The organism is Bradyrhizobium sp. IC4060 (assembly GCF_020193715.1).
Taxonomy (GTDB): domain Bacteria; phylum Pseudomonadota; class Alphaproteobacteria; order Rhizobiales; family Xanthobacteraceae; genus Bradyrhizobium; species Bradyrhizobium yuanmingense.
Genome location: NZ_JADYVJ010000007.1, coordinates 171,248 through 197,246, shown reverse-complemented (window position 1 = coordinate 197,246; position 25,999 = coordinate 171,248). Strand labels below are relative to the sequence as shown.

Annotated in this window: 22 protein-coding genes; 7 read left to right on the top strand and 15 right to left on the bottom strand. The window is 65.1% G+C overall.

Going from position 1 to position 25,999, the window contains the following annotated elements; translation table 11 throughout:
* Positions 1-88: 88 nt before the first annotated feature.
* From I6F16_RS23315 to I6F16_RS23305, 3 genes are all read left to right on the top strand, one after another.
* Positions 89-1,018 (top strand): LysR family transcriptional regulator, encoded by a 930-nt coding sequence (locus I6F16_RS23315; RefSeq protein WP_225112333.1) that lies wholly within the window; start codon positions 89-91, stop codon positions 1,016-1,018.
* A 99-nt stretch (positions 1,019-1,117) separates the two neighbouring features.
* Positions 1,118-2,422, top strand: coding sequence for a nicotinate phosphoribosyltransferase (gene pncB, locus I6F16_RS23310; RefSeq protein WP_036011351.1), 1,305 nt, complete (start codon positions 1,118-1,120; stop codon positions 2,420-2,422).
* Positions 2,423-2,750: 328 nt separating this feature from the next.
* The gene (locus tag I6F16_RS23305) at positions 2,751-4,064 is read left to right on the top strand and encodes a GGDEF domain-containing protein (RefSeq protein WP_036011353.1); all 1,314 of its coding nucleotides are present in this window, start codon (positions 2,751-2,753) and stop codon (positions 4,062-4,064) included.
* Positions 4,065-4,072: 8 nt separating this feature from the next.
* Here the strand turns inward: I6F16_RS23305 and I6F16_RS23300 are convergent, their stop codons facing one another.
* On the bottom strand, positions 4,073-4,693 hold the full coding sequence (locus tag I6F16_RS23300; protein WP_225112444.1) for a TetR/AcrR family transcriptional regulator: 621 nt from the start codon (positions 4,691-4,693) through the stop codon (positions 4,073-4,075).
* A gap of 51 nt (positions 4,694-4,744) precedes the next feature.
* On the opposite strand from I6F16_RS23300, the gene I6F16_RS38225 reads away from it, so the two are divergent.
* Both I6F16_RS38225 and I6F16_RS23295 read left to right on the top strand, forming a co-directional pair.
* On the top strand, positions 4,745-5,011 hold the full coding sequence (locus tag I6F16_RS38225) for a hypothetical protein (RefSeq protein WP_345960834.1): 267 nt from the start codon (positions 4,745-4,747) through the stop codon (positions 5,009-5,011).
* Positions 5,012-5,353: 342 nt separating this feature from the next.
* The gene (locus I6F16_RS23295) at positions 5,354-8,758 is read left to right on the top strand and encodes an acyl-[ACP]--phospholipid O-acyltransferase (protein WP_109145105.1); all 3,405 of its coding nucleotides are present in this window, start codon (positions 5,354-5,356) and stop codon (positions 8,756-8,758) included.
* A gap of 26 nt (positions 8,759-8,784) precedes the next feature.
* Here I6F16_RS23295 and tcuB read toward each other — a convergent pair whose 3' ends face one another.
* The 14 genes from tcuB to mobB form a co-directional block, all read right to left on the bottom strand.
* Positions 8,785-9,885, bottom strand: a complete 1,101-nt coding sequence (tcuB, locus tag I6F16_RS23290) for a tricarballylate utilization 4Fe-4S protein TcuB (protein ID WP_225112331.1) — start codon at positions 9,883-9,885, stop codon at positions 8,785-8,787.
* Positions 9,872-11,263 (bottom strand): FAD-dependent tricarballylate dehydrogenase TcuA, encoded by a 1,392-nt coding sequence (gene tcuA / locus I6F16_RS23285; RefSeq protein ID WP_225112330.1) that lies wholly within the window; start codon positions 11,261-11,263, stop codon positions 9,872-9,874. The genes tcuB and tcuA overlap by 14 nt, the downstream gene beginning before the upstream one ends.
* Positions 11,264-11,351: 88 nt before the next feature.
* On the bottom strand, positions 11,352-12,107 hold the full coding sequence (locus tag I6F16_RS23280) for an IclR family transcriptional regulator (protein WP_225112329.1): 756 nt from the start codon (positions 12,105-12,107) through the stop codon (positions 11,352-11,354).
* Between the two features lie 8 nt (positions 12,108-12,115).
* Entirely contained in the window at positions 12,116-12,997 is an 882-nt protein-coding gene (locus I6F16_RS23275) for an NAD(P)-dependent oxidoreductase (protein ID WP_225112328.1), read from the bottom strand.
* Between the two features lie 62 nt (positions 12,998-13,059).
* Positions 13,060-14,256, bottom strand: a complete 1,197-nt coding sequence (locus I6F16_RS23270; RefSeq protein ID WP_051057080.1) for an ABC transporter substrate-binding protein — start codon at positions 14,254-14,256, stop codon at positions 13,060-13,062.
* Positions 14,257-14,272: 16 nt separating this feature from the next.
* Positions 14,273-15,130, bottom strand: coding sequence for an alpha/beta hydrolase (locus I6F16_RS23265; RefSeq protein ID WP_109145110.1), 858 nt, complete (start codon positions 15,128-15,130; stop codon positions 14,273-14,275).
* Positions 15,127-15,570 (bottom strand): hypothetical protein, encoded by a 444-nt coding sequence (locus tag I6F16_RS23260; RefSeq protein WP_225112327.1) that lies wholly within the window; start codon positions 15,568-15,570, stop codon positions 15,127-15,129. The genes I6F16_RS23265 and I6F16_RS23260 overlap by 4 nt, the downstream gene beginning before the upstream one ends.
* Before the next feature lie 161 nt (positions 15,571-15,731).
* On the bottom strand, positions 15,732-16,817 hold the full coding sequence (locus tag I6F16_RS23255) for a HupE/UreJ family protein (RefSeq protein WP_225112326.1): 1,086 nt from the start codon (positions 16,815-16,817) through the stop codon (positions 15,732-15,734).
* Between the two features lie 18 nt (positions 16,818-16,835).
* Positions 16,836-17,309, bottom strand: coding sequence for a Cys-tRNA(Pro) deacylase (gene ybaK / locus I6F16_RS23250; protein ID WP_036011401.1), 474 nt, complete (start codon positions 17,307-17,309; stop codon positions 16,836-16,838).
* Between the two features lie 136 nt (positions 17,310-17,445).
* On the bottom strand, positions 17,446-20,214 hold the full coding sequence (gene fdhF, locus I6F16_RS23245) for a formate dehydrogenase subunit alpha (RefSeq protein ID WP_225112325.1): 2,769 nt from the start codon (positions 20,212-20,214) through the stop codon (positions 17,446-17,448).
* The gene (locus I6F16_RS23240) at positions 20,211-21,917 is read right to left on the bottom strand and encodes an NADH-ubiquinone oxidoreductase-F iron-sulfur binding region domain-containing protein (protein WP_225112324.1); all 1,707 of its coding nucleotides are present in this window, start codon (positions 21,915-21,917) and stop codon (positions 20,211-20,213) included. The genes fdhF and I6F16_RS23240 overlap by 4 nt, the downstream gene beginning before the upstream one ends.
* A gap of 269 nt (positions 21,918-22,186) precedes the next feature.
* Positions 22,187-22,420, bottom strand: a complete 234-nt coding sequence (locus tag I6F16_RS23235; protein WP_225112323.1) for a sulfurtransferase TusA family protein — start codon at positions 22,418-22,420, stop codon at positions 22,187-22,189.
* 47 nt (positions 22,421-22,467) lie between these two features.
* Positions 22,468-23,724 carry a gephyrin-like molybdotransferase Glp gene (glp, locus tag I6F16_RS23230; RefSeq protein WP_225112322.1) on the bottom strand — a complete coding sequence of 419 codons (1,257 nt, stop codon included), beginning with the start codon at positions 23,722-23,724 and terminating at the stop codon, positions 22,468-22,470.
* Positions 23,725-23,733: 9 nt separating this feature from the next.
* Positions 23,734-24,261: a molybdopterin-guanine dinucleotide biosynthesis protein B gene (gene mobB, locus I6F16_RS23225; RefSeq protein ID WP_036011416.1), complete on the bottom strand. Its 528-nt coding sequence runs from the start codon at positions 24,259-24,261 to the stop codon at positions 23,734-23,736.
* Between the two features lie 209 nt (positions 24,262-24,470).
* On the opposite strand from mobB, the gene fdhD reads away from it, so the two are divergent.
* Together fdhD and mobA are read left to right on the top strand one after the other, a co-directional pair.
* Complete coding sequence (gene fdhD / locus I6F16_RS23220) at positions 24,471-25,361, top strand: formate dehydrogenase accessory sulfurtransferase FdhD (RefSeq protein WP_225112321.1); 891 nt, start codon at positions 24,471-24,473, stop codon at positions 25,359-25,361.
* Positions 25,342-25,998: a molybdenum cofactor guanylyltransferase MobA gene (gene mobA / locus I6F16_RS23215; RefSeq protein ID WP_225112320.1), complete on the top strand. Its 657-nt coding sequence runs from the start codon at positions 25,342-25,344 to the stop codon at positions 25,996-25,998. The genes fdhD and mobA overlap by 20 nt, the downstream gene beginning before the upstream one ends.
* Position 25,999 lies beyond the last annotated feature (1 nt).

The following is a 25,999-nucleotide window of genomic DNA, read 5'->3' as shown; positions in this document are numbered from 1 at the left end:
GCGTTGTCTCTCCCTGGGAGCCCGGGGTCGGGCGGCTTATCGGGAGAGCATGAGCCAGCCTATTCTCAAGATAAATAGATGAATTATAATGAATTGCATGAAGGAAATCGATCATTTGGCCCTCGACGGCCATGCCCTCGAGCTGTTCCTGGCGGTGCTGGAGGAAGGCTCGGTGACGGCGGCAGCGACGCGGCTCGGCCTCACCCAGTCTGCCGTCAGCCACGGGTTGAACAAGCTGCGGCGGATCGCCGGCGATCCGCTGTTCGCCAAGTCCGGCCGTGGCATCGTTGCGACGGCCCATGCGCAGGCACTGGCCGGCAAGGCACGCGCGCTGATCGACGAGATGCGCAGCTTCGCCGGCGGCGTCAGCTTTGAGCCGCCCCGCGCACAGCTGTCGTTGACGATCGCGGCCAACGATTTCCAGCGCGACCTGCTGCTGCCGCGCTTCTTCGATCACGTCGCCGCACAAGTGAAGGGCCTGAATTTGCGCGTGATCCCCTCGCAATCGCCCTCGCCCGCGATGCTGCGCGAAAACCGCTGCGACCTCCTGATCACGCCGCTGCCGCCGTCCGGCGTCGACATCGTGCAGAAGCGGCTGCTGAGGGATCACTACGTCTGCTACTACGATCCCAAAGCGCGCGCAGCGCCGGCCAGCCGCAGCGCTTATCTCGCGGCGCGTCACATCACCGTGGTCTATACCGACAATGAGCGGCTCGACTTCGACCGCCGGCTGGCAGCGAACGGGCTCCACCGCGACGTCGCGATCTCCGTGCCGAGCTTCTCCGGCGTGCCGTCGTTCCTGCGCGGCTCACAGATGCTGGCGAGCATGCCGAGCCTGCTCGCGTCCGGCGTAATGCGTGGCTTTACGCAAACACCGATCCCGCTGGCGTCGCGCACGAAGACCCTGGCCGAGCTGCCGATGTTCATGGTCTGGCACCAGCGCTACCAGAAGGACCCGGCCCACCGCTGGGTCAGGAGCCAGCTCGAGGCCGTCGCGGCGACGGCCGCCACGTTCTGACCTGCCGTTCTCATGTCCTGATATCAGGCGCCGCGCTCCGCAAGACTGCCCTTCCCAAACCCACTGGTTGCGCAGGGGGAGCCGCGCTAAAATCCCCCCATGACAGTGACTGACATTGCGAACCGGACCTACAATCACAGCTGGCGGCTGGATCCCATCATCCGCAGCCTGCTCGATACCGACTTCTACAAACTATTGATGTTACAGATGATTCGGGAGGATTACCCGAGTCAGAATGTGACCTTCTCGGTCATCAACCGCTCGCGCCATGTGCGCCTTGCGGAGATCATCGACGAGGGCGAGCTGCGCGCCCAGCTCGACCATGCCCGCACCATCCGCTTCACCAAGAAGGAGCTGATCTGGCTGGCCGGCAACACCTTCTACGGCAAGACCCATATGTTCTCGGCGGATTTCATCCGCTGGCTGGCGGAATTCCGCCTTCCCGAATACGAGCTGCGCAAGGTCGAGGGCCAGTACGAGCTGCATTTTCACGGGCCCTGGACCCACACCACGATGTGGGAGATTCCGGCGCTTGCGATCCTCAACGAGCTGCGTTCGCGTGCGGCCATGAAGGGCCGCGGCCGCTTCGAGCTCGACGTGCTCTACGCCCGCGCCAAGGCCAAGTTGTGGACCAAGGTCGAACGGCTGCGCCAGCTCGAGAACCTGCGGCTCTCCGACTTCGGCACGCGTCGCCGCCACGGCTTCCTCTGGCAGCGCTGGTGCGTCGAGGCGGTGAAGGAAGGCCTCGGCCCCTCCTTCATCGGCACCTCCAACGTGCTTCTCGCGATGGACAACGATCTCGAAGCCATCGGCACCAACGCGCACGAGCTGCCGATGGTGGCCGCCGCGCTCGCCAGAGACGACGAGGAATTGCGCTGGGCGCCCTACCGCATTCTCGACCAGTGGCGTCAGACTTACGGCGGCAACCTCCTGATCGCGCTGCCCGACGCCTTCGGTACCAGGACCTTCCTCCGCGATGCACCGGAATGGGTCGCCGATTGGACCGGCTTCCGCCCCGACAGCGCGCCGCCGATCCAGGCTGGGGAGGAGATCATCGCCTGGTGGCAGAAGCAGGGTCGCAACCCCAAGGACAAGCTGCTCGTCTTCTCCGACGCGATGGACGTCGGCTCGATCGAGGACACCTATCGCCACTTCGCAGGGCGCGTGCGGCTCTCCTTTGGCTGGGGCACCAACCTCACCAACGATTTCGTCGGCTGCACGCCGGACGGCTCGATCAGCCTCGATCCGATCTCGCTGGTCTGCAAGGTCTCATCAGTCGACGGCCGTCCGGCCGTCAAGCTCTCCGACAATCCGGAGAAGGCGACCGGCCTGCCCTCGGAAATCGAGCGTTATCTGCGCGTGTTCGGCGACGCCGGTCGCGTACGCAAGCCGGTGCTGGTGTAGGACACACGTCCACGGAGAGCGTGTAGCGCCCGTCCGCCGCTACGTCGTCATTGCGAAGAGCTCTTGCGACGAAGCAATCCAGAATGATGCCGCGGAGGCAGGCTGGATTGCTTCGCTGCGCTCGCAATGACAAGGCATTGGTTCGCGATATCACATCAGCTCCGATTTCGCGGCATTTGAAACGATCTGCGCGCATCCACGTCACATTACCTTCACCCTCCGTCACAATCCCTCGCACTTTTCAGGTCCAGTTAAGCAACCATCTCGTCTACTTTGCGTTGCAGGCGCAACGCCCCTGCCGGGCGCGTCGATCGACTTGGGGACTGGTGTGTTTCGCAGAACAGCGGCGTCGGCGGAGGGCGGCAACCTCCTTCACGTCATCAAGCTCGTCTCGCCTTTCGTGATGGTCGTCGTGCTGCAGGCGGCGATCGCCGGATTCAGTCTCGAGGTGATGTCGTCGGTCCGCGCCTATGTCGCCGGCGAAGCACTCTGGTCGCGCTCGCAGAAGAACGCGGTCTACTTCCTCAATCTCTATCTGCATTCGGGCGAACCGAGCCAGTTCGCGCAATATCAGGCTTCACTCGCCGTCCCCATCGGCGACGAGTTCGCGCGCTGGGCGCTGGAACGCGATCCGGTCGACGTCGAGGCCGCCCGCGTCGGCTTTCTCCAAGGCGGCAACCATCCCGATGACGTCCCGGGACTGATCTGGCTGTTTCGCTATTTCAATCGCGTCAGCTTCCTCCAGGACGCGATCAGGGAATGGGCCGCCACCGATCCCATGCTGCTGGAGCTCAGCGTGTTCGGCGAGGTCATCCGATCCGAGCTGAAGAAAGGTCCCATTCAGGACGACGACCGCCTGCAATTCCTGTCGTCGCGGCTATCGGAGCTCAATGCCCAGTTCACGGTGCACGCCAAGCAATTCTCCACCGTCCTCGGCGAAGGATCCCGGGCGATCAAGCTGACGCTGACGGGCATCAACATCATCACGGCTGCGGCGCTGATCCTGCTCCTGATCTGGCATACGCGGCGCCTGGTGCGGCAACGGCAGACCTTCGAAGACGCCTTGCATGCCGAGAAGGAGCGCCTGGCCTGGCAGGCATCGCATGATTGGTTGACCGGCCTCTCCAACCGCCGCGCCTTCGAGGCGCGCCTGCAAGCCGAGCTGGACAATGCCGCGGCGGGTGCGCTCGCCCTCATCCTGCTCGACCTCGACCAGTTCAAGAGCGTCAACGACAGTTGCGGCCACCTCGCCGGCGACCGCCTGCTCTGCCAGGTCTCGCGCCTGCTGCAGCAGGACCGGCATGCGCATGATCTGGTGGCCCGGCTCGGCGGCGACGAATTCGGCCTGATCCTGCCGCGATGCTCGCCCTTCGATGCCGTCGACATCGCCGAGGGTCTGCGCCGGTCGCTGGAGCTGTTCAATTTCGCCTGGGACGACCGTTGCTTTGCCGTGACCGCCAGCATCGGCGTCGCCTGCATCGCCGACGGCAACATCACGCTCGAGGATGCGATGCGACGCGCGGATGCGGCCTGCTACCGCGCCAAGGAAAAGGGCCGCAACCGCGTTCAGGTCGAGAACGGGCGATCGGACGTTGTCGTCGTTGCGCCACGCCCGCGCGAAGCGGTCGCTGCACGAGGGTAATGGCATCGTCACCGCAGGGGCAGAATTCCAAGTCCTGCGAGATGGGTGTCGACGAATTGTTCGATCTGCTGGCGCAGCATCTGCGACGGCACGGCCACCATGCGCTCCTCGAGGCCGAGCGAGATGATGCCATGCACGGCGGAAAACAGCGTACGCGACAGCAGCGCAATCTTCACGTCGTCCGCATCCGGCAATAGCCGCACCAGGGGCGGATGCATCAGCGCGAACGCATCCATCACCATCTGGAGGATGTCGTCCGGATAGGGGCGATCGTCCTCCATCCGATGCTCGAACAGGGAACGCAGCAAATTGGCGTGCGCGGCGAAGAAGTCGAGATAAGTCTCGGCGAGCCCATAAAGCTGGCGGACCGGATCCTCGGCGGGAACAGCACGGAGTCGGGCCGTGAGCGCCTGAACCGTTTCCCGGTTCACCGTCAGAATGACCCCGTCGAAGTCGCCAAACTCGTTATAGACGCTGCCGACCGAGCAGCGGGCCGCCTCGGCAACATCCCGAACCTTCAATGATCTCAGCCCCTTAGCTGAGATGATGCCGCGGGCAATTTCGACGATCTGGAGCCGGCGCCGAAATTTTTTCTGGTCGCGTAGCGATTCTTCTTGAACATTGTTCATTTTCAAGCTACTCATGTGAACATTGTTCAATCTAACCCGGAGACCTGGAAAATGCAAACCCTTGCTGTCGATATCGCCACCACCTTCGTCGATGACGCCGCCGCCCTCGTCGCCGGCTTTGGCCGGGCCCTGCTGCGGCTGGCCATGGCCCCGGTCAATCGCATCGCCAACGCCTGCGACGTTGCCGGTGTGCTCGCCGAACGCCGGGGGACTCTTCGGATGTGGCGGGCGAGCCGTGCCCGTGCCCGTCACGAGGGCCGCCGGTTCAGCCTGCTCGGCCGCTTCTCGCCGTTTCGCCACCTCGCCCATCTCACCTGAGGCGCGCACGCGGGTCGGCTCGAATGCAAGCGCCGGCTGCAAGGATGGACTTAACCATGTCCGGACGGGCGTGGCCGATCCGGCGGATTTCGACGATGCGGTTCAGTCTTTCCTTCATCGCCCGGCGCCATATCCGGGCGAGCGAGGCCGCTCCGCCCGGCCTCGACCGGATATTTGCGAACCTAACGATGCCGATTGGAGACCAACAGGATCGGAGGAACCGAGGGGACAGAGCAGGCCAGCAACTTCGTTGCCGCGCAATCGTTCGCCCTATGCTTCCGGTCGTGACGTTTCACAGACAACGTAACAACCTCAGTCTGCCTTGCCAAAACAGGACCAGTCATGATCAGGGAATTGATGTCGTCACGCCGCTTTGCGCCGCTGTTCTGGGCGCAATTCTTCTCGGCGCTCAATGACAACGTGCTCAAGAATGCGCTCGTCATCATCCTGCTCTACAGCGCGGCGACGAGCCACGGCGATGCGCTGGTGACGGTGGCAGGCGCAGTCTTCATCTTCCCCTACTTCATCCTGTCCGGGCTCGGCGGCCAGCTCGCCGACAAATACGTCAAATCCGTCGTCGCAAGGCGGCTCAAATTCGTCGAGATCTTTGCAGCCTGCTTCGCCGCTGCCGGCTTCTTCCTGCATTCGGTGCCGCTCTTGTTCGCAGCGCTCGCACTGTTCGGTACCATCGCCGCGCTGTTCGGCCCGGTGAAATACGCGATGCTGCCGGACCAGCTCGAGCTCGGCGAACTCGCGACCGGCAACGCGCTGGTCGAAGGCGCGACCTTCATGGCGATCCTGCTCGGCACCGTCGCCGGCGGCCAGTTCGTCGCCGGCTCCGCGCATATGGGCTGGGTCGCATCCGCCGTGGTCGTGCTAGCCGTGTTGTCCTGGGCGTTCGCGTCCCGCATTCCGCAGACGACGCCCTCCGCGCCTGAGCTGCCCGTCGACGCCAATCCCTGGACCTCGACGGTAAGCCTGCTCAGGACGCTTCGTGCCGACCATCGCCTTTGGGACGGCACCGTGATCGTCTCCTGGTTCTGGCTGGTCGGCGCCATCGTGCTGTCGCTGCTGCCGGCGCTGATCAAGGACGTCGTCGGCGGCACCGAGGGCGTGGTGACGCTGTGCCTTGCCATCTTCGCGATCGGCATCGCCATCGGCTCGCTGTTTGCCGCCAGCCTCAGCCACGTTCGCCCGAACCTCGCGCTGGTGCCGATCGGCGCCATCATCATGGGCTTTGCCGGCCTCGATCTCGCCTGGGCCATCGGCGTCACCGCAAAGGGGCACGAGATCACCGCGCTCGGCTTCGCGACTTCGTTCGGTGGCCTGCGCATGCTGGCCGACTTCGTCGCCTTCGCCTTCGGCGGCGGCCTGTTCGTCGTGCCGTCCTTTGCCGCGGTCCAGGCCTGGTCGCAACCTTCCGAACGCGCCCGCATCATCGCCGCCGGCAACGTGCTGCAGGCTGCCTTCATGGTGGTCGGCTCGCTGTTCGTCGCGCTATTGCAGGCGGCAGGTCTGCATATCGGTTGGATCTTCTTCGGCCTCGGCGTCGCCAGCTTCGGCGCGGTGTGGTTCGTGCTGACCAAGTGGGGCAAGGAAGGCGTGCGCGATGCTGGCGGGCTTCTGTTCCGCGCCCTGTTCCGTACCGAGGTGCGCGGCCTCGAAAACCTGCCGCCTCCCGGCACGCGCATGCTGATCGCGCCGAACCATGTCAGCCTGATCGACGGCCCGCTGCTCCACGCCGTGCTGCCGATCGACGCGAGCTTTGCGGTCGACACCGGCATCGCCAAGGCCTGGTGGGCCAAGCCGTTCCTGCGCGCCGTCAAGCACTACACTATGGACCCGACCAAGCCGCTGGCTGCGCGCGACCTGATCAAGCTCGTCGCCGCTGGCGAGCCAGTCGTGATCTTCCCGGAGGGACGGATCACAGTCTCGGGATCGCTGATGAAGGTGTATGACGGCACCGCGATGATCGCGGACAAGGCTGACGCCGTGGTCGTGCCGGTCCGGATCGAAGGCGCGCAGCGCTCCTATCTCAGCTATCTCAACTCCAGCCAGATCAAGCGGTCCTGGTTTCCGCGCGTGACGGTGACGATCCTGCCGCCGGTCAAGCTTCCGGTCGACGAAACGCTCAAGGGCAAGGCACGCCGCAACGCTGCCGGCGCCGCGCTGCAGGACGTCATGATCGACGCCCTCGTCAAGAACGCCATGCTCGATCACACGCTGTTCGAAGCTCTCGGACACGCCTATCGCGACCGCGACACCGGCAAGGTCATCATCGAGGACGCGCTCGGCACCAAGCTGACTTATCGCAAGCTGATCCTCGGCGCGCAGGTCCTGAGCCGCAAGCTCGAGAACGGCACCGCAACCGGCGAGAATGTCGGCGTGCTGCTGCCGAACTCCGCGGGCGTCGCCGTCGTCTTCATGGCGCTGCAGAACAGCGGCCGGGTGCCGGCGATGCTCAATTTCTCGGCCGGTCCGGTCAACGTGCTCGCCGCCATGAAGGCCGCGCAGGTCAAGACCGTGCTGACGTCGAAGGCCTTCATCGAGAAAGGCAAGCTCGACAAGCTGATGACTGCGATCTCCGCGGAGGCACGCGTCGTCTATCTCGAGGACGTCCGCGCCTCGATCGGCATCGCCGACAAGATCAAGGGCCTGCTCGCCGGCACGACGCCGCGCGTGCCCCGCCAGGCCAACGATCCCGCCGTCGTGCTGTTCACGTCGGGCTCGGAAGGTACGCCCAAGGGCGTGGTGCTGTCCCACCGCAACATCCTCGCCAACGCGGCGCAGGCGCTGGCGCGGGTCGATGCCAATGCCAACGACAAGGTGTTCAACGTGCTGCCGGTGTTCCACTCGTTTGGACTCACGGGCGGAATGATGATGCCGATGCTGGCGGGCATTCCGATCTACATGTATCCCTCGCCGCTGCACTACCGGATCGTGCCCGAGCTGATCTACCAGACCGGCGCTACGATCCTGTTCGGCACGGATACGTTCCTGACCGGCTATGCGCGCTCGGCGCACGCTTACGACTTCCGCACCCTGCGCCTCGTCATCGCCGGCGCCGAGGCGGTCAAGGACCGCACGCGGCAGGTCTTCATGGAGCGCTACGGCATTCGGATCCTCGAAGGCTATGGCGTCACCGAGACGGCGCCGGTGCTGGCGATGAACACGCCGATGGCCAACCGCCCCGGCACCGTCGGCCGCCTCTCGCCGCTGATGGAAAGCCGCCTCGATCCGGTCCCCGGCATCGAGGAAGGCGGACGCCTCTCGGTGCGCGGCCCGAACGTGATGCTCGGCTACCTCAGGGCCGAAAATCCCGGTGTGCTCGAAAAGCTCCCCGACGGCTGGCACGACACCGGCGACATCGTTTCGATCGACGCGGCCGGCTTCATCACCATCAAGGGCCGCGCCAAGCGCTTTGCCAAGATCGCGGGCGAAATGGTCTCGCTGTCGGCGGTCGAAGCCATCGCGACGGCGTTGTGGCCGCAGGCCGCATCGATCGCCGTGTCGATCCCCGACCAGCGCAAGGGCGAGCGCATCGTGCTGCTGACGACGGAGAAGAATGCCGAGCGCAGCGCGATGCAGGCCCAGGCCAAGGCGATCGGCGCCTCCGAGCTCACCGTGCCCGCTGCGATCATGGTGGTCGACAAGGTGCCGCTGCTCGGCACCGGCAAGACCGACTATGTCACGGCCACGACGATGGCCCGCGAGCAGGGATCCCCGCCCGAGCGCGAGGTGGCGTAAGAGGTTGCGAGACGGGCGGCGCGGGGTCACGCCGCCGTCCGCCGCTCCTGCGCATAGCGCACCAGCGCGGCGAAGCGATAAAGGCCGTGCACGAACTTGCCGTAGGGCATCGTGATGAACAACGCGAACACGGCGCCGAGATGCAGCGCGAGCAGCGGTCCCATCGCGGCAGTCTCGCGCAGCACCAGCAGCAGCATTCCGGTGAGGCCGGTCAGGAACAGCATGGCGATGAAACCGACGTCCATGCCGTAGCTGTATTCGTCGAGCAGCGCGGGATCGCTCCGCATCTTGGCCGCGAACAGGCCGATGGGCCCGACGATCAGGCCGATGCCGCCGAGCGTGCCGAGCACCACGGGCAGGTCCCACCACGGATACGGCGCCTCGCGGCCGAGCAGATAATGATAGAGCGTCGCCACCGAGGTCGCTGCAAAGCATAGGAGGAAGCCGTAGAAGGTCAGGTGGTGATATAGCTTGCGCCGGTCGGTCGGCTTGTCGTCCTCGTTGTAGCAGCCGACGCCGCCGCCATGGAGATAGCGCAGCTCGCCGGCGTCGCGGATCGCCTGAAAGATCGAGCCGCCGTCGGCGCGGTCGCCGATCGGCGTGCCGATGTCGCGCCAGAAGGCACGCACGCTCATGACGAGTGCGAGGATCGCGTAGAGGAATGCGGCGCCAAACAGCGCGACCATCGCGTTGTGCGGCATCAGCTTGTAGAAGGCGCCGGGGCCGGTGTGCACGCCGAACAGCACGCTGCGGTCGTTCAGGGCGACGAAGCCGAAAATGAATGCCGCCATGCTGAGCGCGGCGGTGATGCTGATGACGAGGCCGTTGCGCGCGAAGGCGCCGGAGAGCGGCCGCGGCCAGGCATAGGCCGCATAGGACTCCGCGCGCGCAACCGCCAACGTCTTCGGGACGTTGACGTTGAATTCGTGCGGCGGCGAGAACTGGCAGTCGACGTAGCAGGCGCCGCAGGAATGGCAGAGATTGGCGAGATAGTTGAGATCGCCGTCGGAGAAGGCGCGCCGCATCTCCATGGCCGGAAACACCGCGCACAGGCCCTCGCAATAGCGGCAGGAATTGCAGACCGTCATCAGACGGTCGGCTTCGTCGAGAATTCTAGTTCCGTGCATGTTTCGCCGCTTCCCGTCCTGCGATCCGCCCGAACACGCTGCCGATGGTCATGCCCATGCCGGCCGCATAGCCCTTGCCAAGCACATTGCCGGCCATGATCTCGCCGGCGGCGAACATGTTGGCGGAGGGCTTGCCGTCCTTCATCAGCATTCGCGCCTCCTTGTTCACGCGCGTGCCGAGATAGGTGAAGGTGATGCCGGGCCGCACCGGATAAGCGAGAAAAGGCGGCGTCTCGATCCGGCGCGCCCAATGCGTCTTGGGCGGCGTGATGCCCTCCGTCACGCAATCATCCAGAATGGTGTGGTCGAAGGTCCCGGGCCGCACCGCGGCGTTGAACTCGGTGATGGTCTGTTCCAGCGCGGCCGGATCGAGCGCGAGCTTGCCGGCGAGCTCCGCGATCGTCTGCCCGGCGATCGGCGGAAACAACGTCGGCATGAAGCTGGTCACGACGGTGGAATCGAAGATGATGTAGGCGATCTGGTCGGGCTGCGCCGCGACCAGCCGGCCCCAGATCGCGTACCGCTTCGGCCAGAGGTCCTCGCCCTCGTCGTAGAAGCGCTGGGCATGCTTGTTGACGACGATGCCGAACACCACGGAGTCGTGCCGCGTGATGATGCCGCCGTCGAATTTCGGCGCGCGGGCATCGATCGCGACCGCATGACACTGCGTGGGATCGCCGACCTCCTGCACGCCCTTGTCGAGCAGCATCTTCAGGATCGAGCCGCGGTTATAGGGCGTGCCGCGGATCAGGAAGTTGTCGGCGGCCTCGCCCCAATATTGCTTCAGCCATTCGATGTTGGCCTCGAACCCGCCGGCGGCGGCAACCAGCGCACCGGCGCGGACCTCGCTCTGGCCCTTGACCGGCCGCTGGAGGCGCGCGGCGAGGAACATGCCGTCCTCGATCACGAGATCGATCACCTCGGCGTCGTATTCGACGGCGACGCCGAGCCGCTCCGCGGTGAGATAAAGCGCGTTCAGCATCGCCCGCCCGCCGCCGAGGAAAAAGGAGTTGGTGCGGCCGAGGCTGAGCGTGCCACCGAGCGAAGGCTGCCAGCGCACGCCCTGTTCCACGATCCAGTTCAGGATGTCCTTGGATTCGCGGATCATGTGGCGCGCCAGCACCTCGTTGGTTTGCCCGCCGGTGACGCGCAGCAGGTCCTCCCAGAACTCCTCCTCGGTGTAAGGGCCGGTCAGGATTTCGGTCGCGGCGTCATGGGCGCAGCGCATGTTGCGGGTGTGGCGGGTGTTGCCGCCGCGATAGAATTTCGGCGCGCCTTCGAGCACGAGCACCGAGGCCCCGCCGCGCCGCGCGCTGATCGCCGCGCACAGGGCGGCATTGCCGCCGCCGATCACCAGCACGTCGTATTTGCTGCTCATACCGTCCGCCCGACGGCACGCGAGATTGGAGAAATTCTGTCCGTCAGTGGCATGCTCGACCTTCCAGCGTTGCGCATTTTGTCGACAACTAGCGCCTCGCCCTGCGCGCTGGACGCGCGTCTTCAGCCAAAGCCGATAAGGCATTGTCGAGGATCTCGGTCGGACCGCCCAGCGTGCGCGTCAGGCGGATGGCTGCCTTCAGCAACAGCGACGCCATCGTCTTGATATTGTCTCTCGTGAAGCGCGGCTTCGGCCCCGAGAGCGACAAGGCGCCGACGCACTTGCCGCCGGACCCGAACACGGGGCAGGCCAGCCCGGCACAATCCGGATCGCGCTCCCCGAACGACACTGCGATGCAGCCCCCGCGAATCGCGTCATAGGTCGCGCCTTTCTCACCGTCGAAGGCGAGAATAACCCGGCCCGCCGCCCCGCGCTCCAGCGGCAGCAGCATGCCGGCCTCGACGCGGTCGAGCGTCGAGTGTTGGGAATCGACGCGGAACACGCAGAGCCGGCGCTTGGCATCATGCCGCACGTGGTACGACGGACTTTCGGTGCCGTCGGCCACGAGCTGGCGCAGCAGCGGCATCACCCGATCATGCAGATTGTTGTTGCGCTGGTACACCGCGCCCAGCCGGAACGGCGTCGGCCCGAGATGGTAGCGGCCGTCGGCGAGTTGCACGAGGTAGCCGAATTCCTGAAGCGAGGCCATCAGCCGCAACAGCGTGCTTTTGTACATCTTGGTGCGCTTGGCAAGCTCCGCCAGCGTCATCGGCTCCGGGGCATCCTCGAACGCGGCAAGGATCGTCAGAGCGCGGTCGACGGCGGCGACACCGGGCGAAGGCATGGCGTTTCCTATTGGGGGAATCCGGAGGGATCGATGAGCTTAGCGATGACGGGAAAGTAAGCATCCCCCATCCCCTTGTCGATCGTCTCCTGGAAGATGGTGCGCATAAGCGCGGCACCGCGCAGGTTGAGCCCAGCCTGCGCGCCGAGCTCCAGCGCATAGGAGAGGTCCTTCATTGCATATTCAGTGGAGAACGCCCGCAGCGGAAACTCCCCGGCGACGATCGCCTTCATGCCGTGATTGCGCAGGGCAAAACTGTCCGCCGACCCCTTGGACAACGTCTCCAGCAGCAGCTTCGGCTCGACGCCGCTGTGCTTGGCAAGCGCGACGGCCTCCGCCAGCGCATTCACCGTCTCGAACAGCACCATGTTGTTGAGGATCTTCGTCACTTGGCCTGCGCCGGTTCCGCCACAGAGAGTGACGTCGGTCGCAAAATGCCGGATCAGCGGCTCGACCGCGGCGAACTGCTCGGCTGTCGCGCCGACCATAACGCTGAGCGTGCCGTCCTGGGCTGCCTGGCGGGTGCGCGCGATCGGCGCATCGATCCAGAGCGCGCCCTTCTCCGCGAGCTGCTTCGCGAATGAACGGGTCAGGCCGACGTCGGACGTGCCGAGATCGATCACAGTCTGGTCGCGCTTGACCGCCGGCAGGATGCTCTCGAAGACCGACATGACGTGCTTGGCGCTGGGCAGGCACAGGAAGACCGTCTGTGCGCCGGCGACGACATCCCCGATCGACGTCGTCGCCGTCGCTCCGTCAGCTGCGACCCGAGCCAACGGCTCCGCAACAAGGTCGAAGGCAAGCACCGGCCGGCCGCTCTTGCGCAACAGGTTGCGGCAGATCGGCTCGCCCATGACGCCAAGACCGATGAACCCAATCGAACCAGACATTCCTTAACTCTCCCTCGAAGTCGTGTGGCCGGGCGGACGCCGGTCCCGCCCGGCCGGCGCAGTTACTTTACCAGCGGGCAGCCGCCTTCGCTCAACGGCCGGAATACCTCGTCGCCCGGCTTGGAGCCGACGATCCGGTAATAGTCGAACTTGTACTTGGACTCCTCCGGCTTCTTCACTTGCACGAGATACATCGTGTGCAGCACGCGCCCGTCGGGGCGGACCGCAACGTCCTTGTTGTACATGTCGTTGACCTTCAGCTCGTGCATCTTGGCGGCAACGACCGTTGCATCGGTGGTGCCCGCTGCCTTGACGGCGGCGAGGTAATGTCGGACGCCGCTGTAGACGCCTGCCTGCACCATGCTCGCGACCTTGCCGTCCATCAGCGTCGAGTAGCGCTTCGACCAGGCCCGGGTCTGCTCGTTGAGGTCCCAGTAGAACGAGGTCGTCACCTGCAAACCCTGCGTGACCTTCAGGCCAAGCGAGTTCACATCCGTGATGAAGACCAGGAGGCCGGCGAGCTTCTGGCCGCCCTCGACGATGCCGAACTCACCAGCCTGCTTGATCGCGGTCTGCACGTCCGCGCCCGACGTCGCGAGGCCAACGACGTCGGCCTTGGATCCCTGCGCCTGCAGCAGAAAGGACGCAAAATCCGCAGTGCCGAGCGGATGCGCGGCCGAGCCGATCACTTTGCCGCCGGCGACGTCGATGAACTTCGTGGCATCGCGCTGAAGCGCGTGACCGAAGGCGTAGTCGGCTGTCACGAAGTACCAGGTCTTGCCGCCAGCCCGCGTGATCGCGTCGCTGGTCAGCTTCGACAGCGCGTAGGTGTCGTAGTTGAAGTGGAAGCTGATCGGCGAGCAGGACTTTCCCGTGAAATCGGACGAGCCCGGACCCGAGATGACGAAGATCTTGTTCTTCTGCTTGGCGACTTCCAGGATGGCAAAGCCGGCCGAGGAGGCTGCGCCGTCCGCGATCATGTCGACGCCCTCATTGTCGAACCATTTGCGCGCAGTTGCCGATGCGATGTCCGGCTTGTTCTGATGGTCGGCCGAAATGATCTCGATCTTCTTGCCGAGGAGTTCGTTGCCGAAATCCTCCGCGGCGAGCCTTGCGGCGGCGACCGAGCCCCGCCCTCCATTGTCGGCGAACACACCGGACTGGTCGTTGAGAACGCCGATCCTGATGACATCGTCGGCCGCGACCGCGGCACTCGTCTGCGCGGCCAGAGCGACCGCAATCATCCAACGCAACTTCATAACATACGCCTCCCGTTTACGACTTTTGCTTATCGAGGATGTTTTGCAGCACCGGCGCGATGTAGCGGCGGAACTGGCCTGGGTTTTCACTCATCGGAAAATGGCCAAGCCGCTCCATGACGGTGGCCTTCGCACCGGGAATCCCGGCGGCGGTCCGCAGCGTGTCCTCCGGCGTGCAGGAGAAATCGTACTCGCCGGTCAGCAGATAGAGCGGGCACTGGTTGACGTCGATGTTGCCGGTGCGACCACGCAGATCGCCATCGACGCGATAGAAATAAAGATCGCCCTTGAAGATGCCGGGTCCGCCCTGCTTGTAGCCCCACAGTGTCTCGTTGCGCGCACCCTCAGGACCGCCAGGCGCGATCAATCCCGATACCAGCGCGGCGCAGACCTCGCCGCCATGAACATCGGGCCGGTTCAGCCAGGTCGTTTCGTACCAGGGCTGCTGGAAGTCGGCGGCCTCAAGGCCGATCAGAGCGCGAAACTCGTGAGCATGCGCAATGGCGAGATTGAGCACGATGCGGCCACCGATCGAGCAACCCATCACCACCGGCCGCTCCAGCCCAAGCGCGCTGCAGAAGGCGCGGATCGTCGCCGTGTAGCTCGCGGTGGTCAGCCGGTATTCGCTGCCATATCGGCTGTCCGGGGGATTGGACTTACCATGCCAGGGCATGTCGAAGGTGATGACTCGGAAATGCCTCGTGAACTCGTCGTCCACGAGCAGATGACGCCACTGCCGCGCGTCGGAGCCGGCGGTGTGGAGGCAAACCAGGGGAATGCCGCTGCCGTTCTCCTCGAAATAGATCCTGTTGACCTCGCCATCGATCTCGACGTGCACGTAGCGCCCGACAATCGGCTCGATGAAGCCGTTCATGACGCGCCTCCGAACCCGCTGCGCCGCGGTAGCGCCAGAAGATCCTTGAAATACTGAAGGTACGCTATGAATGGATGCAGATCGCCTTCGAGCGTCGCCTGCCCGCGCTTGGTCAGCGCCAGCAGATCGTGCCATCCCGCCGGCGGCATTCGTTGCCAATATGCGGCGAACGCGGCGGGCGTCGCGCGATAGGAGAAGCGCCAGGAACGCATCAGCACTGGCGCCGGCGCCATGTCGACGATCCGACCGGCCCGAATGGCGAGGTGGAATGGCTGCGTGCTCGGCCCGAGCAGGCAATCCACATCGAGCCAGCGACCACGGGCAGTGAGGGCCTCGTCGCGGATCAGCAAATCGGGAATCGCCTTGAAGGCTTCGATGACGGCATCGGGCGTGAATGGCACCGGTGAGCCGTCGTCCTGCCGGACGCGTTCGAATTCCATTGTCTCGTCCCTCAATTGCGTTCGTTCTATTGCACAGAACGATATTCTATTTCTATTCCAGTTTCTATACAGGGCTTGTGAGCGAACTCAAGTGCGCAGGAGCCGTGGGGCCGCGCGCCGTGGCGGAAGCAGGCCGACCGCGCGAGAGAGACCGCTTGATTTCAAGCTTCGAAGACGCGCGCGACCAGCCAATAGCCGCCGAGCAGGCCGATCATGGCAGAGAACGTGTAAACCAGCCCCGCCGCCCTCACCGGTTCGGACCGGTCCCCTCCGCTCCATCGATCGGCGAGACGGAGGGTCGGCAACGCGACCGCAACGATCGCGACCTGCCCGATCTCGACGCCGATGTTGAAAGCGGCAAGCGCCGGCACGGCTGTGTTTGGCGGTAACCCGATGTCACGCAGCACCCCCGCGAAGCCGAAGCCGTGGATCAAGCCGAACAGAAAAGCCACGCGCCAGCGCCTGTCGACGTCGCGCGAGAAGAAGTTCTCCACAGCCACGAAGACGATCGAGGCCGCAATTGCAGGCTCCACGATGCTGCTCGGAATCACGAGAACATCGAGCGCGGCCAGCGACAAGGTGATTGAATGGGCAATGGTGAAGGCCGTCACGATTTTGACGACGGGCATGAGCCGTCGCGCCCACAGCACCACCGCGATCAGGAATGCGATGTGATCGTAACCGAGGAAGATGTGCTCGATGCCGGTGATGACATAGCGCTGCATCGTCGACCACAGCGACGGCGGCGCGGTTGAAAGCGTGACCGTCGTGTTGCCGGCGTCGAGCAAGGCCTGCGTTTCCGACCGCCCCTGCGCAATCAGCACGACTTGTCGAGCAGCCTTGTCCTTCTCGGTCAGCACGGTGGAACGATAGATGAGATCGCCGGCGGCGTCGGCGCAGGCAAAGCTGTTGCGATAGACGATGCCGTCGCCGTCGGCCAAGATCGCGGCATCTCCGGCAACACAGGCCTTGGCACCACCTGTGACAGCCAGGTGCGTGCCCATATAGGCAAGGATCGCGGGCTTGGCCGCTTCGACCGCGACAGGATCGACCGCGTCCCGTCTCGGATCATAGATCTTCGTACCGATCAGGCGATCGACATCGCTGCCCTTCAACCCGAGCTCGACGCTCACCGAGCGATCAGGGCTCAGCCCCACGCGCGCGGTGACGAGATTGACCTCATGTGCCTCTGCCGGAAAAGCGATGCCGAGCAGCACCCAGAACCCCGCCAGAAGCAGCCGCCTCATGATCCCGCTCCATCGCGCTCACGCCAGCACATCCGCCACCACGGCCTTCAGGACGTCCCGCGCATCGGCCGGCTTCAGCCGGACCTGCAAGCCGCGCTGGCCTCCATTGAGATAGACGAGATCATGCGCAAGCGCGCTCTGCTCGATCACGGTGCGCACAGGCTTGCGCTGCCCGAACGGGCTGATGCCGCCGACCTTGTAGCCGGTGACGCGCTCGGCCTCGGGCGGCTTCATCATCTGCGCCGACTTGCCGCTCGCCGCCGCCGCCAGCTTCTTCATCGAGACCTCCTGGTCGGACGGCACGACCACGCACACCGGCTTGCCGTCGACCAGCGCCATCAGCGTCTTCAGGACGCGCGCCGGCTCCTCGCCGAGCGCGGCCGCCGCCTGCAGCCCGATGCTCTCGGCGTCGGGATCATAGTCGTAGGTGTGCACGGTGAAGGCAACACCGGCGGCCGTGAGTGCGCGTGTCGCGGGGGTGACTTTGGACATGCGTCACATGTAGCACCGTCATTGCGAGGAGCGAAGCGACGAAGCAATCCAGAATCTTGCCGCGGAGGCAGTCTAGATTGCTTCGCTTCGCTCGCAATGACGGTGTGGGCACCATGCGCCCCACCCATGACGTCCCCTACTCCGCCGCGTCACGCATCACGGCGCGCTCGGCCCGCGCTGCGCAGAACTTGAACTCCGGGATCTTGCCGAACGGGTCCAGCGCCGGGTTGGTGAGCAGGTTCGCCGCCGCCTCGGCGTAGCAGAACGGCATGAACACCATGTTCTCCGGCACGTCGCGGTCGGAGCGGACCTTGACCTCGACGGCGCCGCGGCGGGTCTCCAGCCGAATGAAATCGCCGGGCACCAGCTTCTTCTTGCGCATGTCCTTTGGCGACATGAACGCGACCGCCTCGGGCTCGATCTGGTCGAGCACCTGGGCGCGGCGCGTCATCGAGCCGGTGTGCCAGTGCTCCAGCACGCGGCCGGTCGAGAGCACCATCGGATATTCGTCGTCGGGAATCTCGTCCGGCGGGATGACCTTGGCCGGCACGATCTTGCCGCGGCCGCTCGCAGTCGGGAAACCTGTGGTGAAGATGATCTCGTTGCCGGGCTTGTTCGGATCGTCGACCGGATAGGTCACCGCGCCTTCGCGCACCAGCCGCTCCCAGGTGATGTTCTTCAGCGACGGCATCAGCTCTGCCATCTCGGTGAAGACGTCGCCGGGTCCGGCATAGTTCCACGGCAGGCCCATGCGCTTGCCGATCTCCTGGATGATCCAGAGATCCTGGCGCGCATCGCCGGGCGGCTTGATCACTTGACGCGCCAGCTGCACGCGGCGGTCGGTGTTGGTGAAGGAGCCGTCCTTCTCGGCGAAGGCCGAGGCCGGCAGGATCACGTCGGCGTGGAACGCAGTCTCGGTGACGAAGAGGTCCTGCACCACGAGATGATCGAGCATCGCCAGCGCGTGGCGCGCGTGCTGCAGATCGGGATCGGACATCGCGGGATTCTCGCCCTCGATATACATGCCCGTGATCTCGCCGGCATGGATCGCGTTCATGATCTCGACCACGGTCAGGCCGCGGACGGGATCGAGATCCTGCTGCCAGAGCTTTTCGAAACTGCCGCGCAGATCGTCGCGGCCGACCGGCTGGTAGTCCGGCAGGAACATCGGGATCAGGCCGGCATCGGAGGCGCCTTGCACGTTGTTCTGGCCGCGCAGCGGATGCAGGCCGGTGCCGGGACGGCCGACCTGGCCGGTGATCAGCGCGAGCGCGATCAGGCAGCGCGCATTGTCGGTGCCGTGGACGTGCTGGCTGATGCCCATACCCCAGAAGATGATCGACGATTTCGCGCGCGCATAGGTGCGCGCCACCTCGCGCAAGGTCTGCGCCGGGACGCCGCAGATCGGCTCCATCTTCTCCGGCGTGAACTCCTTGATCTTCTCCTTGAGGTCCTCGAAACCCTCGGTGTAGCCGGCGATGTACTGGTCGTCGGTCAGGCCCTCAGTGATGATCGTGTTGATCATCGCGTTCAGCATGGCGACGTCGGAGCCGGGCTTGAACTGCAGATGCTTGGTCGCGTGACGCGACAGCGACTGCCGGCGCGGATCCATAACGAACAGTTTTGCGCCGTTCTGCTTGACCGCGTTCTTGATGAAGGTCGCCGCAACCGGATGGTTCACAGTCGGATTGGCGCCGATCACGATGATGACCTCGGCGTCCATGGCGGCAGAGAACGGTGCCGACACCGCGCCCGAGCTGAGGCCTTCGAACAGCGCCGCGACCGACGAAGCGTGGCAGAGGCGCGTGCAGTGATCGACGTTGTTGGAGCCGAAGCCGGTGCGCACCAGCTTCTGGAACAGATAGGCCTCTTCGTTCGAGCCCTTGGCCGAGCCGAAGCCGGCCAGCGCCTTCACGCCCTTCTCGTCGCGGATCTTGACGAGGCCCTTGGCGGCGATGTCGAGCGCTTCCTCCCAGCTCGCCTCGCGGAAATGCGTGAACGGATTGGCCGGATCGACCTGATCGTTCGCATCCTTTTTCGCGTTCGGCAACCGCACCAGCGGCTTCGTCAGGCGATGCGGATGGTGGATGTAGTCGAAGCCGAAGCGGCCCTTCACGCAGAGACGATTGTGATTGGCGGGGCCGTCGCGGCCTTCCGCATAGATCACCTTCTCGTCCTTGACCTCATAGGTGACCTGGCAGCCGACGCCGCAGAACGGGCAGAGCGAATCGACCTTCTTGTCGGCATAGGTGACGCGCGTCTGCTTGTCGTCGAGCATCACGGCCGGCATCAAGGCGCCGGTCGGGCAGGCCTGCACGCATTCGCCGCAGGCAACGCAGGTGGACTCGCCCATGGGGTCGTCGAAGTCGAACACGATCTTGGCGCCGGCATTGCGATAGGCCATGCCGATGACATCGTTGACCTGGACCTCACGGCAGGCGCGCACGCACAGGCCGCACTGGATGCAGGCATCGAGGTTGACGCGCATCGCCGGATGGCTGGCATCGGTCGCCCAGCGCTCGGCGGCGGGGAAGCGGCTCTCGGTGACGCCTGTCGTCTCGGCCCAGTGCCAGAACTTCGACTCCGGATCGTGCGAGGTCTCGCGCGCCGGCTGGTCGGCGACCAGCAGCTCCATCACCATCTTCTGCGCAGCAGTCGCGCGGGCGCTCTCGGTCTTCACCTTCATGCCGACCGACGGCGTGCGCTTGCAGGATGCGGCGAGCACGCGCTCGCCCTCGATCTCGACCATGCAGGCGCGGCAATTGCCGTCGGGGCGATAGTCCGGCGCCGGCGAATAGCAGAGGTGCGGAATGTCGCGGCCCTGGCGCTTTGCGACCTGCCAGATGGTCTCGCCGGGCTTGGCCTCGACCTGCTTGCCGTCGAGTTCGAACGTGATCTTGGTCATTCGGCGGCTTCCTTGAACTCGTCAGGGAAATATTTGATCACGGAAGACAGCGGATTCGATGCCGCCTGTCCGAGCCCGCAGATCGAGGCATCGCGCATCGCCTGGCTCAATTCTTCCAGCAAGGCACGGTTCCAGACCGGCCTTTGCATCAGCAGCGCCGCCTTCTGGGTACCGACGCGGCACGGCGTGCACTGGCCGCAGCTCTCGTCCTCGAAGAACTTCATCAGGTTCAGTGCGGCCGACCGCACGCTGTCCTTGTGCGACAGGATCACGATCGCAGCCGAGCCGATGAAGCAGCCGTATTTCTCCAGCGTGCCGAAATCGAGCGGGATGTCGTCCATCGCTGCAGGCAAAATGCCGCCGGACGCACCGCCCGGCAGATAGGCGTAGAACTGGTGGCCGTCGGCCATGCCGCCGCAATATTCCTCGATCAGCTCGCGCACGGTGATGCCCGCGGGCGCGAGCTTCATGCCGGGATTCTTGACGCGGCCCGAGACCGAGAAGCTGCGCAGGCCGTGACGCTCGTGGCGGCCATGGCCCTTCCACCAATCGGCGCCCTTCTCGACGATGTCGCGCACCCACCACAGCGTCTCGATATTGTTGATCAGCGTCGGCAGGCCGAACAGGCCCACCTGGAACGGGTAAGGCGGCTTGTGCCGGGGCAGGCCGCGCTTGCCCTCGATGCTCTCCAGCAGCGAGGATTCCTCGCCGCAGATGTAGGCGCCGGCGCCGCGCCGCAGATGCAGCGTCGGGCCGCCCGACGGAAGCTTTGCGATCTCGCGCTGGAGGATCTCGCGCGAGGCCGGATATTCGTCGCGCAGATAGATGTAGACGTCGCTCGCCTGCACCACGTGGGCGCCGATCAACATGCCCTCGATGAAGCGATGCGGATCGGTTTCGAGATAATAGCGGTCCTTGAACGTGCCGGGCTCGCCCTCGTCGCCGTTGATCGCCATCAGCCGCGGCGCGGGCTCGCCGAGGACGGCGCGCCATTTGCGCCCGGTCGGGAAGCCGGCGCCGCCAAGGCCGCGCAGCGAAGCGTCGTCGAGCGCCTTCAGGAGATCGTCCTTCGACAATTCGCCGGAGCGCAGACGATTGAGCAGCTTGTAGCCGCCACCCGCGACGTAGGCATCGTACTCGGTATATTTGGGCAGATGCGTATGAGTATCGCCGGCCTTTGCCGCCGCCATCACATCGGCGACGGTCGCGTGGTCGACGAAATTGTGCCCGACCTCGGCGGCCGGCGCTGTGTCGCAGCGTCCAACGCAGGGCGCGCGCACGACGCGGATGCCGGGACCTGACGCGCTCTGCAGATCTTCGAGCAGGTTCTCGCCGCCAAGCATCGCGCAGGTGAGCGAATCGCAGACCCGGATCGTCAGCGGGGGAATGTCGGGCTCGCCTTCCTTCACCACGTCGAAATGCGCGTAGAAGGTCGCCGTCTCGAACACCTCGGCGAAGGCGAGCTTCATCTCGTCGGCGAGCGCAGCCAGATGCGCCGCCGAGATCTGGTGATACTTGTCCTGGATCAGGTGCAGATATTCGATCAACAGATCGCGCCGCCGCGGCCTGTCGCCGAGCAACAGCTCGATCTCGTGCGCGGCCGTGGGATCGACCTGCCGCCCCTTGGGGGTCGCCTTGGCGCGTCGGCGTCCCTCACCGGGATGCTCGAAGGAGCGGACCTTGTGCACGTCCTCGTGGCTCATCGCTTCGTCTCGATCTCGTCCTTATCAGAACTCCACTTCTATCCTCTGGCATGCCAGATGCCAAGAAAATTATCACGCTCGCGGAAGTGGTTACGCTGCACGGCTCAACAGAGCCCAGCACCGGCCCTGCGTTCTTGAGCAAGGCCGAGCCAAGCCCGAATTGGCCGGGAGATCAATAAAGGCGTCTCATGCTGCGATAGCGAAGTCCTATCGACGTCGCTTGAGGCGCGGCGGGAGCGCAAGGGCCGCCGCCGTGAACATTTCCCTTTCTACGGGGCGTCGCTCTTTTCGACCAGGAACACGATGCGTGTCTCGTTGCGCTCGGTGATCTCGACCTTGTCGCCGGTCTCGCGGATCAGATTGGGAATATCGATCACAGAGAGCGGATCGGTGCAGTGAACTTCGAGCTGGTCCCCTGCCTTGAGCGGCTTGAGCGCCTTCCGCGTCTTGAGGGCCGGCAACGGGCATTTCAACCCGGTGAGATCAAGTGTCGTCCTGGTCATGGCCGCACCATGGCGAGGCGCAGCGGCTGCGTCAACGTTAGGCGGCATCAGATCAGGCTGGCGTAGGGCAGGAAGCCGACATCCTGCCCCGGCTCGACATTCGTGATGTCCTCGCCGAGTTCGACGAGGCCATCGGTCTCGACCAGCGAGGATAGGAGCCCGGCGCCTTCGCGCGGGAACTTGATCGCCTCGAGCCCGCCGTCCTGCGCGCGCCGCAGCGAGGCGCGCACATATTCACGCCGGCCGGACTTCTTCTTGTAGGTGAACGCCGCGCGCAGCGGGATCGCCAAGAGCGGCTCCGGCAAGGCGCCCGACAGCGCCAACGCCGCCGGTCGCACCACGTGGACGAATGTCACGAAGCTCGCGACGGGATTGCCGGGAAGTCCGATCAACGGCGTGCCGTCGATGATGCCCATCGCCACGGGACGACCGGGCTTGATCGCCATCCGCCACAGCACCAGCGAGCCGATGCTCTCCACCGCCGCCTTGACGTGATCTTCCTCGCCGGTCGAGACGCCGCCGGTGGTGAGGATCAGGTCATGGCCGCCTGCGACCTGCTTCAGGCCGCGCGCCAGCGACGCTCGCTCATCGCGCAGAATGCCGAGATCGCTGACCTCGCAGCCGAGCCGCCGCAGCATCGCCATCAGCATGAAGCGATTGGAATCGAACAATTGCGAGGCGGCGCGCGGCTCGCCGGGCGAGGCGAGCTCGTCGCCGGTCGAAAACACGGCGACACGGATGCGCCTGACGACGTCGAGCCTTGTCAGGCCGAACGCGGCGGCAAGGGCGACGTGCTGCGGCCGCAGGCGCTGGCCGGCGCGCAGCGCGACCTGACCTTGGGGAATGTCCTCGCCTGCAGGCCGCACATTTGCGCCGGGCTTCAGCCCCGGCGGCAGCACGATCCTGCCTGAAGCATCGACACGGACGTCCTCCTGCATGAAGACGGTCTCCGCATCCGGCGGCATCGGGGCGCCGGTGAAGATGCGCGCGGTGTGGCCGGGTTTGATCGACGCTTGCGCAAGGCCGCCGGCCTGGATGCGGCCGTCAAGCGGGAAGGCCTGCTCTGCGCTTGCCGGAAGGTCGGCGTTGCGCACGGCGTAACCGTCGACGGCGGAGTTGGTGAACGGCGGCAGCGGCAAAGGCGCGGCCAAATCGCGCGCGAGCACGCGCCCGTCGGCATCGACCAGCGCCACCGTCTCGAGATCGACGATGGCGTTGACGCGCGTCGTGATGAGGTCGACGGCTTCGTCGACCGACATCATCGGGCCGCCGAAGGCAAAGCAATCGTCCGACAGTTGCGCCATGGTGCCTCGTCAGCGTGTCGCTGCGCTTCTTGCTACCGCTTCCTCGACCGGCATCGCCGCCCGTAGCATCAATGCCGCCGCGCCTTCGATATCGTCGAGATGGACAGTCGGGAGCCTCGTGTCAATCGCGACGTCGGTCGCAATCCCGGCAATTCCGGGATCGTCCGGAAACAGCAGCGGCTTGCCGTTGGCGGCACGATGCACCTCGATCTTGCGGTGCGGCTCGCGCTTGAATCCCTCGACCACGACGAGATCGACCGCGGAGAGCTTGTCGAGCAGCTCCGGCAGCCGCGGCTCCGCCGCCCCGCGCAGCTCATGCATCAGCGCCCAGCGTTTCGACGAGGCCACCAGAACCTCCGCCGCGCCGGCCTCGCGATGGCGCCAGGAATCCTTGCCGGGCACGTCGACGTCGAACTGGTGATGCGCATGCTTGATCACGGAGACGCGCAGGCCCTGCGCGTTGAAATGCGGGATCAGCCGCGTCAACAGCGTGGTCTTGCCCGCACCGCTCCAGCCTGCAAGGCCGATGACTTTCATTCCAGCTCTCTTTTCCAGCAACCAGCGCTCGCCGATGGAACCACCATCCCCTCCCCGTCATTGCGAGCGCAGCGAAGCAATCCAGACTGCCGCTGCGGAAAGATCCTGGATTGCTTCGCTGCGCTCGCAATGACGACAAGGTGGCATTTCGCTCTCTCCCCGCCATGCATATATCGGCTTGACCCGAATGTCATGCTAACCTCGCCGCCATGATGAAGATCGACAAAGCCCCGGTGCCTCTGATCATCCCCAACCCGGACGACCCGCGCCTGACCCAGAGCGTGACCGGTACCGACCAGACCGGCGCCAGCGTCGAGATCAAGGTACCCATGGAGCGGCCGCTGACGCTCTATTTGAACGCCCAGGAGATCGTCACCATGATGACGATCGGCGACTATCCGGAATATCTGGCGCTCGGCTATCTGCTGAACCAGAACATGCTGAAATATAACGACGTGGTCACCGAGGTCGAATACGACGACGACCTCCAGGTGGTTGTCGTGCGCACCTCACACCACACCAATTTCGAAGCCAAGCTGAAGAAGCGCACGCAGACCTCCGGCTGCGCGCAGGGCACCGCCTTCGGTGACCTCTTGGAAGCGGTCGAAAGCGTCGCGCTGCCGAAGGCGGAGCTGCGCACCTCCTGGCTCTACCAGATGACGCAGACCATCAACACCATGCCCTCTCTGTACCTCGAGGCCGGCGCGATCCACGGCTGTGTGCTGTGCAAGGAGGGCACCCCGCTCTGCTACACCGAGGATGTCGGCCGCCACAACGCCGTCGATAAGATCGCGGGCTGGATGTACCGCCACGGCGTCGACGCGTCCGACAAGATCCTCTACACAACGGGGCGCCTCACCTCGGAGATGGTGATCAAGACGGTGCGCATGGGCATTCCGATCCTGGTGTCGCGCTCCGGCTTCACCGCCTGGGGCGTCGATCTGGCAAGGCAGGTCGGCCTGACGCTGGTCGGGCGCACCCGCGGCAAGCGCTTCATCGCGCTCGCAGGCGAAGAGCGTATCGTCTACGACCAGAACCTCGCTTATGTCGAAGAGGAATCGGCCAAGCACAAGCGCAAGGGTGAAGGCGGTGACGACTGACATTTCCGCGGCGCGTGTTCCGCCGACTCTCGGCGTGCTGCTCGCCGGTGGGCTCGCGCGGCGCATGGGCGGCGGCGACAAGCCGATGCGCACCATCGGCGGCCGCACCATTCTGGAACGCGTGATCGCGCGCCTTTCGCCCCAGTGCAGAGGACTGATCCTCAACGCCAACGGCGATCCCGCCCGCTTTGCGGCGTTCCGCTTGCAGGTCGTCGCCGACGACGTGCCCGGCTTCCCGGGTCCCCTCGCCGGCATCCTCGCGGCGCTCGACTGGGCCGCGGCGAACCGGCCGCAGATCGAATGGGTGCTCAGCGCCGCCGGCGACTGCCCGTTCCTGCCGCGCGACCTCGTCGCGCGCCTGCATGAGGCGCGCGCGCGTGAGAATGCGCAGCTTGTGGTCGCAGCCTCAGGCGAGCAGTCGCATCCGGTGATCGGCCTGTGGCGCGTCGCCTTGCGCGAGGAGCTGCGCCACGCGCTCGTGGACGAAGACCTCCGCAAGATCGACCGCTGGACCGCGCGCTATCCGCTCGCAACGGTGACCTGGCCGAACGAGCCGCTCGATCCGTTCTTCAATGCCAACACGGTCGAGGACATCGCCGAGGCCGAGCGGCTGGCGGCGCTGGATGACGCGTCTTAGC